The 12,382-nt window shown below is 57.2% G+C and carries 12 protein-coding genes and 1 pseudogene; 4 read left to right on the top strand and 9 right to left on the bottom strand.

The annotated features are described in order from the left end of the window. Positions 1 to 34 precede the first annotated feature (34 nt). The 6 genes and pseudogenes from EIEH_RS06725 to cfa form a co-directional block, all read right to left on the bottom strand. A complete protein-coding gene (locus tag EIEH_RS06725; protein WP_015871194.1) occupies positions 35 to 808 on the bottom strand; it encodes an EAL domain-containing protein in 774 nt (257 codons plus the stop codon). A 984-nt stretch (positions 809 to 1,792) separates the two neighbouring features. Continuing rightward, a pseudogene (locus EIEH_RS19655) lies at positions 1,793 to 2,125 on the bottom strand (IS110 family transposase); the annotation flags it as partial. A 301-nt stretch (positions 2,126 to 2,426) separates the two neighbouring features. Continuing rightward, positions 2,427 to 2,750 carry a N(4)-acetylcytidine aminohydrolase gene (yqfB, locus tag EIEH_RS06710; RefSeq protein ID WP_015871189.1) on the bottom strand — a complete coding sequence of 108 codons (324 nt, stop codon included), beginning with the start codon at positions 2,748 to 2,750 and terminating at the stop codon, positions 2,427 to 2,429. A gap of 114 nt (positions 2,751 to 2,864) precedes the next feature. After that, positions 2,865 to 3,185, bottom strand: coding sequence for a YebG family protein (locus EIEH_RS06705; RefSeq protein WP_015871188.1), 321 nt, complete (start codon positions 3,183 to 3,185; stop codon positions 2,865 to 2,867). A gap of 164 nt (positions 3,186 to 3,349) precedes the next feature. Further along, positions 3,350 to 3,559 carry a transcription antiterminator/RNA stability regulator CspE gene (gene cspE, locus EIEH_RS06700; RefSeq protein WP_015871187.1) on the bottom strand — a complete coding sequence of 70 codons (210 nt, stop codon included), beginning with the start codon at positions 3,557 to 3,559 and terminating at the stop codon, positions 3,350 to 3,352. Between the two features lie 492 nt (positions 3,560 to 4,051). Beyond that, complete coding sequence (cfa, locus tag EIEH_RS06695; RefSeq protein ID WP_015871186.1) at positions 4,052 to 5,206, bottom strand: cyclopropane fatty acyl phospholipid synthase; 1,155 nt, start codon at positions 5,204 to 5,206, stop codon at positions 4,052 to 4,054. A gap of 430 nt (positions 5,207 to 5,636) precedes the next feature. Here cfa and purT point away from each other — a divergent pair, with 430 nt between their 5' ends. After that, positions 5,637 to 6,815, top strand: a complete 1,179-nt coding sequence (gene purT, locus EIEH_RS06690; protein WP_015871184.1) for a formate-dependent phosphoribosylglycinamide formyltransferase — start codon at positions 5,637 to 5,639, stop codon at positions 6,813 to 6,815. Positions 6,816 to 6,845: 30 nt separating this feature from the next. On the opposite strand, the gene EIEH_RS06685 is transcribed toward purT, so the two are convergent. After that, a complete protein-coding gene (locus EIEH_RS06685; protein WP_015871183.1) occupies positions 6,846 to 7,040 on the bottom strand; it encodes a YoaH family protein in 195 nt (64 codons plus the stop codon). Between the two features lie 142 nt (positions 7,041 to 7,182). Here EIEH_RS06685 and pabB point away from each other — a divergent pair, with 142 nt between their 5' ends. The 3 genes from pabB to EIEH_RS06670 all read left to right on the top strand — a co-directional run bounded on the left by pabB (position 7,183) and on the right by EIEH_RS06670 (position 10,967). Beyond that, the gene (gene pabB / locus EIEH_RS06680; RefSeq protein WP_015871182.1) at positions 7,183 to 8,571 is read left to right on the top strand and encodes an aminodeoxychorismate synthase component 1; all 1,389 of its coding nucleotides are present in this window, start codon (positions 7,183 to 7,185) and stop codon (positions 8,569 to 8,571) included. Beyond that, the gene (locus EIEH_RS06675; RefSeq protein WP_015871181.1) at positions 8,562 to 9,134 is read left to right on the top strand and encodes a CoA pyrophosphatase; all 573 of its coding nucleotides are present in this window, start codon (positions 8,562 to 8,564) and stop codon (positions 9,132 to 9,134) included. The genes pabB and EIEH_RS06675 overlap by 10 nt, the downstream gene beginning before the upstream one ends. 465 nt (positions 9,135 to 9,599) lie before the next feature. Further along, positions 9,600 to 10,967 carry an L-serine ammonia-lyase gene (locus EIEH_RS06670; RefSeq protein ID WP_015871179.1) on the top strand — a complete coding sequence of 456 codons (1,368 nt, stop codon included), beginning with the start codon at positions 9,600 to 9,602 and terminating at the stop codon, positions 10,965 to 10,967. Positions 10,968 to 11,040: 73 nt separating this feature from the next. Here the strand turns inward: EIEH_RS06670 and phsC are convergent, their stop codons facing one another. Beyond that, on the bottom strand, positions 11,041 to 11,808 hold the full coding sequence (gene phsC / locus EIEH_RS06665; RefSeq protein WP_015871178.1) for a thiosulfate reductase cytochrome B subunit: 768 nt from the start codon (positions 11,806 to 11,808) through the stop codon (positions 11,041 to 11,043). Next, positions 11,805 to 12,377 (bottom strand): 4Fe-4S dicluster domain-containing protein, encoded by a 573-nt coding sequence (locus EIEH_RS06660; RefSeq protein ID WP_035609081.1) that lies wholly within the window; start codon positions 12,375 to 12,377, stop codon positions 11,805 to 11,807. Before EIEH_RS06660 ends, phsC begins: the two co-directional genes overlap by 4 nt. Positions 12,378 to 12,382 lie beyond the last annotated feature (5 nt).

The raw sequence follows: 12,382 nt of genomic DNA, 5'->3' as shown, positions 1-12,382 counted from the left end.
AGATAAACGGAATTACGCGAGATAACGCAGCGGATCACCCGCCAGAGGATGACTCCTCTTCGTCGGCGTCACTCAACATGTGGCATACGACCGCCAGCTGGTGTGCGCTCAGGGGACGGAAAAGATAGGAACCCTGAAAATCGCAGCATCCCGCTGCCGACAGGCACTCAAACTGCTGTACGCTGTCGACCCGCTGCGCGCAGCAGCGCATGGCCATTTTATCCGCCAGGCGCAGCATCAGCTGAACCATCACCATGGCATCCGGATGCGGCAGCAGGCCAATCACCTCCGGGGGAATATATATCCGATCCAGCGGTAGCTGGCTCAGGGCCGCCAGCTGCCGATACCCCTCGCCGTACTCCGCCAGCGCGGCCCCATATCCCTGCTCACGCAGGGTGTGCATGCCCGCCAGGCACGCGGGATCCGACAGCAGTTCGTCGCTCCCCTGCCAGATAAATGCGATCACCGGTGGCGTCAAACCATACTGGGACAGTGGCTGGGTAAAGGGGGTCAGTACGGCATTATGGGCGGCGAGGCCCAGCGGTAGGGCCAAAGAAAGGGTGAAGTCCGGCGTGACCTCATTACGCAGCCGCTGTAGCAGCGGCAGAGCGCGCTCAGCTAACCAGCCAAATAGCGTGGGTCCAAGTTGGCAGCTCATCAAGGCGTCCATAAACCGATCGGGCAACAGTACCCCATAGCGGGGATGCTGCCAGCGTATCAACAGCTCCGCACCCTGGATATGCCCATGAACATTCCACTGCGGCTGGTACTCCAGATAAAACTCGTCGGTAGCGAGCGCATACTGCATTCTGACCCGCAGCGCCTCCGCCTGCTTATGAGATGGCGCACTCGATCTGACATCACTTAAGAGATGGTAATATTCACTATTCATTATGCTATCTAATTCTATTTGCCTCCTCATATGTGGAGGAACTGGTATTGATTGCATGTAGCGTCAACATTGACAACTTTGCCATTATTACAACGAAAATTAATCGTTTTTAAAGTATTGCTGCACCAAGATTTAGCAAAGTTAATATTTATTATATTGGGACATTGCATGAAGCACCCGTAACGTATTAGCAAAGTTTATCAAATAAAACAGTTCCAGCCACCATTCTAGCTGATAATAGATAAATAAATAAGTATAATTAATCATTTAATTAACAGGAGGCATGATAAAGATAACCATATAACCCTATAATTTTCATAAAATCACAACAAACCTTTTTTATATCAAAAATAACAGTATTGGATGCTATTTTTATAGCTAAATATATTAATATACCTATCAGGTCGCATTCGTGAAGGAAACGATGATCTGAACTTAACAATCTCACGTCGTTTGCACACCCGAAGCGCAGAGATACATATGCCATTTGGTGATGCCTTCGAACAATTGGGGAGGCATCACCAAGGCGCTGAGCCGGATGACGTTGCCGGGTATGTCACACCACGTCCGGAGTGCATAACAGGCGCACCAGCGGGAGCCATCCTGCCGGTTAACGCTGATTTATTCATAGATGGTCGCCTCCTGTTTGCCAAGCTAAATATGGTGTGGTGGATTTGCAGGTCATCAATTGCAGTCATAGATCCCGACCTTGCCGAGGTGATGTGAAACACCTCTGTCCCTGATGGAATACGCTGATGGAGGCCTCTATCAACAAAGCGCTCTTTCAGGAGCCTTGAATAAACCGGGTTCTCCCCATCACGGTATGAGCTGTCCTACCATCACGTCATACTTGCCGGAACAATCGGTGGTGTTGTTTCTGTCTTACTGAGCACTCTATTGCTTGATGAAACGCTGACGACTTCGGTGAAGTGCCAGTACGGTTTGTCGCTCAGGGAGCTTGACAGGCATGCATCGCATGTTGGGTCACGTAACGGCTTCGCAAATAGCCTCTGCGTCTGCAGCATCATGCTTATTGGTTTTGACATAGGGCTTGACGAACTGAGGGGCCATCAGTTTGATGTTATGGCCCATCGACATAAGCTTACCGACCCAGAAGTGAGCAGAAGCACAGGCTTCCATGCTGCTCAAACATGGAGGGATGTTGGTAAAAAAGGAAAGCATTTTTGTGCGTTTGAGCTGCCTGTTGGGCAATCGCTGGCCGTGTTCGTCAATTCAATGAACCTGGAAAACCTCTTTTGCCAAATCGATACCGATAGTTTTAACGTTCATGATGACCGCTCCGCTCAAGTAGTGAGGATTTATCGTCCCACTGTGGCACAGGATATAGGGGGCGACCATTTCATTAACAAATCCATGTAACCACGAAGCGTGACCGTCATAAAATAGACCAAACCATCAAGGTGATCTGCCACATAAATACGCTAGCTACACACCTTATCAGATGAGCGTATCACCGACTGCGGCAGACAGCGGGGAAGTGATAGGATCTGCACCCGCTGTCGCGGGTCGAACCTCAGCCCGCCAGCGCACGTACCAGTGAAAATGAAATGACATAAAGCCGCTCGATCTGCGGATAGATCTCCCCGATCACGCTGCGCAACGCATCCAGCGTCATGTTTTCCTGAGCGGCATGCTGCGCATTCAGCTGCGCCAGCATCACCGGGGTTACGCCAATCACCTCAATCTCACAAAAGGGGCGCCCATCCTCATACTGTCCTACCATGAGCCGCTGTCCCGGCTGAAAGTGAGACTCACTGTCATCGCGGATGGTAATCGTCTTACGCCCAGCCAAAATATCGGCCTGAAAGCGACGATAAAAAGTGATATCGGGCTTCATATGTTACTCCACCGCATTATTCAACAGGAAAAAGCAGCATGATATTCTGCAGCCCCGCCGCGCGGCGGCATAGGCGCACACTCCCGCCGAGGCCACACCGAATAAACCGACAGGCTAGGCAGCCTGCGCCTTTTCAATCGCGTCCGACTCCCCGACGGACTCTTCACTAACCAACTCCGTCGATGACACATCCACCAGCGACGCAAGGCTGGCTCCTCGCAGCAGACGCCCCAGGCTCTCTTTCTGTTCAGCCAGATAAAAGCTCAGCGCTTCACGCTGTCCCTCCTCCAGTGTCAGCGGGGCCTGAGTCAGCCACTCGTTCAGGTTATCAGCCAAATCCAGCATTTTGTCATAAGCATCCGCCTCTTTCTTACTGGCAAAGGTCATTTTTTCCACCCCATCGCGTACCACAACATATTGAATATTTACTGTCATCTTACCCACTCTCGCCTTAATACTGTTTTTATAGACAGTAAATGATTTAGGGGCCTATCTGCAAGCCTCCAGCGTTACAAGGGCTACCGTTCGGTTGATTTCGCAGCCAAAAACAGAAAAACCCGCCAATGGCGGGTTTTGTCAACTGCGATAGCGCGATTTGCTTACAGCGCAATCACATCAGCGGCGGCCGGGCCACGCGGGGAGTCCTGGATAGAGAACTCGACCTGCTGACCTTCTGCCAGGGTCTTGAACCCATCGCTCTGGATGGCAGAAAAATGGACGAAGACATCTTTGGAACCATCTGCGGGCGTGATGAAACCAAATCCCTTGCTTTCGTTAAACCATTTGACCTGACCGTTTTTCTTGCTCATTACGCTTTCCTTCACTTTGAAAAACTGCCCTAAGGCATGCTTGATCCTATTAACGATGTCACTGCCAGACAAAGGGACTATCAGTCCAGATATTTCTTCGCCATAGGCAACGCCCCGTTTTAAGGCGTCATTATTAATGACATACTTTACTTCAGGGTGCAAATGGTTAGCCGTTATTTTTAATCACACTGAGAAAGATGGCGCGCTACAGAATAGCCTGGCAGGGTATTTATAAAATATAAATTAAAAATAAAACAATATAATATTCATTGCGTTGCGACGAATATAAAACATTTCAAACAGAAAGTATAAGCTGTCAATTAAATCACCAAAATAGCTATCACATGTATCGCCATCACTAACGGCTTAAGTATCTCCCCCTTTATCAGAAGCACTATCGCCCAGTTTATATTGTCAGACATAATAAAGAGACGGCGTCAGTATTCATTCGACGCCCCTCTTTCCTGTTCAGCCCTTCTTGTCGGGAGGATATTAACGCGGTACGCGCATTCCTCCTTCAATCCCCTGCGGACTTAACAGAACCTGCCACAGCTGAATGTTACGGGCGCGAAATGCCCCGGCACAGGCCGTAAGGTAATAGCAGAACATGCGGTAAAAACGCTCGCTGTAGTTGGCGCTAATCTCAGGCCAGCACGCCTGAAAACGTTGGTGCCACGCCATCAAGGTGCAATCGTAGTCCGGCCCAAAGCTGTGCCAATCCTCCATAACGAACAACCCTTCACTGTAGTTAGCGATATGTGCTACCGACGGCAGGCAACCGTTAGGGAAGATATACTTGTTAATCCAGGCATCCACGTTCAGATCAGTCTGATTAGAGCCGATGGTATGCAGCAGAAATAGACCATCCGCCTTCAGATTACGCGCGGCCACCTCAAAGTAAGTGCGGTAGTTTTTAGGACCGACGTGTTCAAACATCCCCACCGATACGATACGATCGTAGCGGTTGTTCAGATCGCGATAGTCCTGCAGCAAAATCTTGACATCCAGCCCCTGACAGCGCGCCTGTGCCATCTTTTGCTGTTCGGCAGAAATCGTTACGCCGTCCACGGAAACACCATAGTTTTCTGCCGCATACTGTGCCAGCCCACCCCAGCCGCAGCCGATATCCAACAGCCTCATGCCCGGCTGCAGCCGCAGCTTCTCACAGATCAGCTTCAGTTTATCCTGCTGAGCCTGTTCCAGCGTCTGCGCCGTCTTCCAATAAGCACAGGAGTACTGCATCTGTGGGTCAAGCATCCGGCTAAACAAATCGTTCCCCAAATCGTAGTGCTCTTTTCCTACGATCCAGGCGCGTTTACGGCTCTGCAGATTAAAGATCCGCGCGGACGCGATGCGTGCAATATCAGCAATGTGCTTCGGTAGCTGGGTATCCAGACCGGCGGTCAGAATGCGCTGGAAGAAAATATCCAGTCGCTCACACTCCCACCAGCCATCCATGTAGCTCTCCCCCAGTCCCAGGGAGCCCTCTTGCAGTACACGATGAAAAAACTGCGGATTTTTTACCTGAAGATCATAAGGCTGATTGCCATTAATGGTAATCCCCGCCCGGCTCAGCATCTCTTCCGCAATACGGTACCAGTTATCCTGTTTTAATTCGCTTTCTTCAATGCAGGTCGCACTACTCATTCCATATACCTTCCCGCTACGCCCGATGCACTCCTGCGTTTGCGCAGCGCTGTTGAAGTCTTAAGCGACCGGCTTCCCTCCGGTCAAAGCAATTAATCATACAATATTATTTATGGTACAAATCTTCAAGCTGCAGCGCCTCACTCACTGAGAGGATGAGGCAGCGCTAAAAGTAGTCACACGGCGCCCCGCCCATCTCCTGTTTTTCCAGTATATCCCTGCCTCCGACAACGAAAATATTCTCGTGCGGCATAGCGCACAATTGTGTAAAGCAGCCCCAACAGACAATCATCAACATAATTAAAAACAAATGGTTAGTTAAACTTTATCGCTTTATTGCTCATTGTAATAAAATCTTTCCCGTTGCCACGCAAACGGTTTCGTATATACTGCCGACGATAATTTCCCCGAATGAACAGGAGCAGAATCCATGCAGCCAATCGGAACCGCCCTTCGTCCCCACGCAACCCGCGTCATGCTGTTAGGCGCCGGTGAGCTCGGCAAAGAGGTCGCTATTGAGAGCCAGCGTCTCGGTCTGGAAGTGATTGCCGTGGATCGCTATGCCGATGCGCCGGCCATGCAGGTCGCCCACCGTAGCCACGTCATGGATATGCGCGACGGCGACAGCCTGCGAGCGCTTATCGAGCGCGAGCGCCCTGACTATATCGTGCCGGAAATAGAGGCCATCGCAACGCAAACGCTGCTGCAGCTGGAGAGCGACGGCCAGCGGGTCGTCCCCTGCGCCCGGGCGGTACAGCTTACGATGAACCGTGAGGGGATCCGCCGCCTGGCGGCTGAGACCCTGGCGCTGCCCACCTCTCCCTATCGCTTTGCCGACAGCATCGAGGCGTTTCGACAGGCGGTGACAGAAATAGGCTACCCCTGTTTCGCCAAGCCCGTCATGAGTTCATCGGGCAAAGGGCAGAGCATTCTACGCAACGACGACGATGTGGCACCCGCCTGGCAATACGCCCGCCAAGGCGCCCGCGGTGACGCCGACAGCGTCATCGTCGAGGGCGAGGTCCGCTTTGATTTCGAAATAACCCTGTTGACGGTGCAGGCCAGCGACGGTATCCACTTCTGCGCGCCGATCGGGCACCGCCAGCAGGAAGGCGACTACCGCGAGTCCTGGCAGCCGCAGGCGATGAGCCCCGCCGCACTGGCGCGGGCGCAGGCGATCGCCGCCTCAGTCGTCCGGGCGCTGGGAGGATATGGTCTGTTTGGAGTAGAGCTATTTGTCCGCGGCGATGAGGTGATCTTCAGCGAGGTCTCCCCCCGCCCCCACGACACCGGACTGGTCACGCTGGTCTCACAGGATCTCTCTGAGTTTGCGCTGCATGTCCGCGCATTTCTCGGGCTACCAATCGGCGTGATCCGCCAGTTTGGCCCCTGTGCATCTGCCGTACTGCTGCCCTCACTTCACAGCGACGACGTCACCTTCGCCAACCTCTCACAAGCGCTGCGCCCGGCAACCCAGCTGCGCCTGTTTGGCAAGCCGCACATCGACGGCGTACGGCGACTCGGCGTCGCGCTGGCCTGGGGAGAGAGTACGGAAACAGCGCGCCAGCGCGCCAGGGACAGCGCGGCATCGGTGGTGATCCGCCCCTAAGCGTCCCCAAGCTACCGCCGCCGCCCCATCTTATTGCGATGCCTCGTCGTCGTCCGCCTCGTCAAAGGCCACGCGGATCTGCTCGCCACGGTGGCTGGCGCGAATCTCTGCAGCGACCTGGGCAATCGCCTCCCCGCTGCTCATCCCCTGTGTCATCAGCGTCTGGATGCGCTCTGCCGCCTGCTGCTGCTGTTCATGGGTTAATGCCGGCATACCGCCAACCATACAACGTCTCCTCTCGGTTATTTCCGCTGCAGTATATAGCCAACCCGACGAACGGAACAGCACCGTGGTGATTGCCGCACAGGCGCCATCCGTAGATAATTGACCTAAATCATACACAGACCGATGAGACTCCCGCGCCGCCATGACCGCTATCCCCGAACTGACACAGCGTGACCTTCCCTACCGGCCCGATGCGGCGCTGCGCTACTTTACCCCGCTGGCGCATCATCCCTGGGCCATGCTGCTCAGCTCCGCCGCCGCCGACCACGCCCATAACCGCTATGATATTGTCGTAGCCGACCCCTGCGCCACGCTGCAGACCCGCGGCGAACAGACGCAGATCGCCACGCGGGATGGTGCCTGCCGTGACGACGGTGGCGATCCGCTGACCCTATTGCGCACAGAGATTGATCGCTATCTTCCCCGCTGCCCACCGCAGCCGGATCTGCCGTTTTGCGGGGGGGCTCTCGGGCTGTGGGGCTACGATCTCGGGCGACGATTCGAACATCTGCCCAGCCAGGCCCACGCCGATCTGCAGGCCCCGGACATGGCGCAGGGGATCTACGACTGGGCGCTGATCGTCGATCATCAGCGGCGTAGGGTGACGCTGCTCAGCTGGCAGGACGCTGGGAAACGCCTGGCCTGGCTGCTGGCGCAGACGCCCGTCCCCGCCGCCCCCTTCAGCCTGACGTCTGCGTGGCAGGCTAACCTGAGCCGACACGCGTACCGCCAAGCCTTCCAGCGGATACAGGCCCACTTACAGGCCGGCGACTGCTACCAAATCAACCTGACCCAGCGCTTCAGCGCCGACTACCGCGGCGATGAGTGGCAGGCCTTCCTGCGGCTGACCCAGGCCAACCGGGCACCGTTTTCCGCCTTCCTGCGTCTACCGCACAGCGCCGTGATCAGCGTCTCACCGGAGCGTTTCCTGCAGCTCAGCCAAGGCGATATCGTGACCCGCCCGATCAAAGGTACCCTGCCCCGATGCCCGATGCCCCATGACGATGCCCTGCAGCGCCTGCGTCTGGCTGCCTCAGCCAAAGATCGCGCAGAGAACCTGATGATTGTCGATCTGATGCGCAACGACGTTGGCCGGATCGCCGCGCCGGGCAGCGTCAGCGTACCCGAGCTGTTCGCGGTGGAAACCTTCCCCGCCGTTCACCATCTGGTCAGCACCGTCTGCGCCCGTCTGGCCGAAGGGCTGGATGCCTGCGATCTGCTGCGCGCCTGCTTTCCGGGCGGATCGATTACCGGGGCACCCAAGATCCGCGCCATGGAGATCATCGATACGCTGGAGCCACAACGGCGTAACCTTTACTGCGGATCCATTGGCTATATCAGTGCCTGCGGCAATATGGACACCAGCATCACGATCCGTACCCTGCTGGCGGAGCATGGACGCCTGCACTGCTGGGCGGGCGGCGGCATCGTCGCCGACAGCGAGGCAGAGGCCGAATATCAGGAGACGCTGGACAAAGTCAGCCGGATCCTGCCGCTGCTGGCGGACGGAACACCTCTGCTATGCGACTGAGCCCAGCGTTGGCCCGCTTTGTAACCGATTTTCAGCTGAATAGCCCGCTGCCGGAGCGCCCGACGCGCCACACGCGCCAGGCGGCGGTGCTGATCCCCATCGTCAACCGCCCGCAGCCGACCCTGCTGCTGACCCAACGCGCGGCCGACATGCGTAAGCATCCCGGTCAGGTCGCCTTTCCCGGCGGGGCGCGTGATAAACAGGACACCTCTCTATATATCACCGCCCTGCGTGAAGCGCAGGAGGAGATCGGACTGGATCCCGCCCGGGTCAGGATCCTCGGCCATCTGCCGCCACAGGACAGCAGCAGTGGCTTCTGCGTTACGCCGGTGGTCGCCATCCTTTCAACGCCGCTGCATCTGTGCCCCAACCATGGCGAAGTCGCACAGATCTTTGAGCTGCCCCTGGCGCAAGCGCTGGAACCGGGCCGCTATCACCCGCTGGATGTGACCCGCGCTGGTACGGCGCACCGTCTCTACCTGTCCCGCTACCGGGAGTTTCTGATCTGGGGACTGACGGCAGCAATGATCCGCCGCCTGGCCCTGCAGACGCGCATGTCCTGAGCCGAACTCCACTCCCTACCTCAGTTTATCCGGCCAGTGCATCGCCACCGTGCACTTTTGCCAGCCACCCGACCCAAACGGACGATCTCCAGACTCAAACGGGGCTAGAATATGAATATGTCTTGATTTTCACTATTTTCAGAGTCATATGATATAGAGTGAGAAATTGGCAGCATATTACCATGGTTATTTTGCGCAGCTCGCCGTACCGCCGATCGCCGCGTTTCCGCGCGGGAGAGCACGCCAGTGGCACAATTGCGCGTGCGCCGATGCCGCAGTTCGGTTATTGTTGGCGCCCCATTAAAGGGGCCTGCGCAGCATTAAATTATTTAATGCGAATCGGCGATAACAACTCCACCCGCCGCCGCTGCGACGGCGCCCATGGGTGACACGTGACCCGCAATTGCGCCGGTCGACGACTTTACACCAGCAGCACAAGACATAGCCTCTTTAAGGAGCTTTAGCGTGATTAGCGTTTTCGACATGTTCAAGATCGGCATTGGCCCCTCCAGTTCCCATACGGTCGGACCGATGAAAGCCGGGAAACAGTTTGTCGATGATCTGGCGGCACAGGGTCTGTTGCCGTCGGTCACGCGCGTTGCCGTTGACGTTTACGGCTCGCTCTCACTGACCGGTAAAGGCCATCACACCGATATCGCCATCATTATGGGGCTGGCGGGAAATCTTCCTGACAGCGTCGACATCGACGCCATTCCCGAGTTTATCCACAGCGTGGAGAGCAGCGAACGGCTGCCCCTGGGGCGCGAAGGCCACCCGGTCATTTTCCCACGCGACGGCGGAATGGTCTTTCGCAGCGATAACCTGCCGCTGCATGAAAACGGCATGACCATCCGTGCCTACGGCGCCGGTGACGCCCCGCTGTACAGCAAAACCTACTACTCCATCGGCGGCGGCTTTATCGTTGATGAAGAGCACTTTGGCCAGCAAAACGACGACGGCGTCAAAGTCCCCTATCCGTTCCACTCCGCGCAGGCGCTGCTGGACTACTGTGAAGAGACCGGTCTTTCCATCAGCGGGCTGGTGATGAAAAATGAGCTGGCGCTGCACAGCAAAGAAGAGATTTACGCCTACTTTACCGCCATCTGGGACACCATGCAGGCCTGCATTGAGCGCGGGCTGAACACCGAAGGCATACTGCCCGGGCCGCTGCGGGTGCCGCGACGCGCCGCCGCACTGCGCCGGATGCTGGTCACCAGCGACAAATACTCGCGCGATCCGATGAATGTGATCGACTGGGTCAATATGTTTGCCCTGGCGGTCAATGAAGAAAACGCCGCCGGTGGACGCGTCGTTACCGCACCGACCAACGGTGCCTGCGGCATCGTGCCGGCCGTGCTGGCCTATTACGATCACTTTATCGATCCCGTAACGCCGGACGTCTTCGTGCGCTACTTCCTGGCCAGCGGTGCTATCGGCGCCCTGTACAAGATGAACGCCTCGATCTCCGGCGCCGAGGTCGGCTGTCAGGGCGAGGTGGGCGTCGCTTGCTCCATGGCCGCCGCCGGGCTGGCTGAGCTGCTGGGCGGCAGCCCGGTACAGGTGTGCATCGCTGCGGAGATCGGTATGGAGCACAATCTGGGGCTGACCTGCGATCCGGTCGCCGGTCAGGTACAGGTGCCGTGCATCGAGCGTAACGCCATTGCCTCGGTAAAAGCGATCAACGCGGCCCGTATGGCGCTGCAGCGCACCTCCGCGCCACGCGTCTCCCTGGACAAGGTGATTGAAACCATGTACGAAACCGGCAAAGACATCAACGCCAAATACCGGGAAACCTCTCGCGGCGGCCTGGCTATCAAGGTACAGTGCGGCTGAGGCAACGCCGCGGCGGCGATAGCATAGCGGGGGCATTCGCCCCCGCTGTCTTACCTGCTCCCCCGCCATGGGGCTACGGACGCGGGTCCGGCGCGCTAGCATGCTCGTGGTGACGATGATAGCCATCCAGCATGCCACGGAAGATCTGCCCCGGCGTATCCCCCAGCGTACATAGATAGATATGCGCGCACAGGAATATCAGCGCGGCCACCGCCAGCACCATATGCAACGTCAGCATCAGCGGCGCCTGTCCGGCGCTAAACTGCGGATAAAGACACAGCAGACCGCTGACCATCAGCAACGGCACCAGCGCATACATGATGGCCAGATAGGCCAGCTGCTGCAGCGGGTTAAACTTGCCCCGCGCATCCGCGACAAAGGGGTGCACCTCCCCCTTCATGATACCGAACAGATAGAAGTGCGCCTGGCGCCGGCAACGCGAGATCAGCCCCTGCCAGCGGACGCGGTAATGGCGTCCGTTGCCGCTCAGCAGGTTGATCAGCACAAAGCCTATCCAGGCGACGATCAGTACATAGCCGCACAGCGTATGCAGGGTGACCCACTGCGCCACCGGCCCCAGCGAAAAGTGGCCACACAGCCCGCTCAGCAGCAGCAGAACAAACAGCAACGCGTTGCTCCAGTGCCAGCAGCGCACCGCCGCCGGGTAGAGATACAGCCTCACCGGTACCCCCGGAGCATGCTTCGGCGCCAGGGCGCAGCGCAGCGCCCCGTGCAGCGCCAGCCCGGCCAGCAGCGTGGCGACCAGCGCCGCCGCCAGCGCCAGCCACTGTGGCCAGTAGTCCGGTGTGTAGTGTAACTCCGCACCCCAAATGCTGTTCATGATTGCTCCTCCCGGTGGATCTCTTTACGGCGATACAGGCTGACCTCTCCGCTGCGCGCATCACGCTGGCGATAGACCTCCTCTTGGCCAATCCAGCGCTGCACCTCCGCCGACTCCAGGCGACCGAAGTGCAGCGCATCGGTCGGGCAGACCGAGACACAGGCGGGCGCCAGCCCCTCCGACAGGCGGCTGTCGCTGCAGAAGTTGCACTTATCCGCGACGCCGCTGCGCGGATCCAGATAGCGCACGTGGAAAGGGCAGGCGGCGACGCAGTAGTCACAGCCGATGCAGCGGGACTTATCGACCTGCACGATCCCGTTATCATCCCGGAAAGAGGCGCCGGTCGGACACACGCTGACGCAGGGCGCATCGGCGCAGTGCTGGCATGAAATCCTGACAAAGCGAAAGCGCCCCTCCGTCTCCTGCTCCGGCAGATGGATCTGCACCTGCAGCCGACTGTACGCCACAGGCACATCGTTCAGCACCCGGCAGGCGACGGTACAGGCCTGGCAGCCAATGCAGCGTTTCTCGTCATGTAGCATGACATAGTGGTTGTTGTTCTGATTCATCGACG

Source organism: Edwardsiella ictaluri ATCC 33202 (genome assembly GCF_000264785.1).
GTDB lineage: Bacteria > Pseudomonadota > Gammaproteobacteria > Enterobacterales > Enterobacteriaceae > Edwardsiella > Edwardsiella ictaluri.
The sequence above is the reverse complement of the archived record's forward strand: the minus strand, read 5'-3'. Positions and strand labels throughout refer to the sequence as shown.

Coding starts and splice junctions, on each gene's coding strand:
- phsC (WP_015871178.1), bottom strand. CDS start 11,808: ATGAACAGCATTTGGGGTGCGGAGTTACACTACACACCGGACTACTGG.
- purT (WP_015871184.1), top strand. CDS start 5,637: ATGCAGCCAATCGGAACCGCCCTTCGTCCCCACGCAACCCGCGTCATG.
- yqfB (WP_015871189.1), bottom strand. CDS start 2,750: ATGAAGCCCGATATCACTTTTTATCGTCGCTTTCAGGCCGATATTTTG.
- pabB (WP_015871182.1), top strand. CDS start 7,183: ATGACCGCTATCCCCGAACTGACACAGCGTGACCTTCCCTACCGGCCC.
- EIEH_RS06705 (WP_015871188.1), bottom strand. CDS start 3,185: ATGACAGTAAATATTCAATATGTTGTGGTACGCGATGGGGTGGAAAAA.
- cspE (WP_015871187.1), bottom strand. CDS start 3,559: ATGAGCAAGAAAAACGGTCAGGTCAAATGGTTTAACGAAAGCAAGGGA.
- EIEH_RS06685 (WP_015871183.1), bottom strand. CDS start 7,040: ATGGTTGGCGGTATGCCGGCATTAACCCATGAACAGCAGCAGCAGGCG.
- EIEH_RS06675 (WP_015871181.1), top strand. CDS start 8,562: ATGCGACTGAGCCCAGCGTTGGCCCGCTTTGTAACCGATTTTCAGCTG.
- EIEH_RS06660 (WP_035609081.1), bottom strand. CDS start 12,377: ATGAATCAGAACAACAACCACTATGTCATGCTACATGACGAGAAACGC.
- cfa (WP_015871186.1), bottom strand. CDS start 5,206: ATGAGTAGTGCGACCTGCATTGAAGAAAGCGAATTAAAACAGGATAAC.
- EIEH_RS06725 (WP_015871194.1), bottom strand. CDS start 808: ATGCAGTATGCGCTCGCTACCGACGAGTTTTATCTGGAGTACCAGCCG.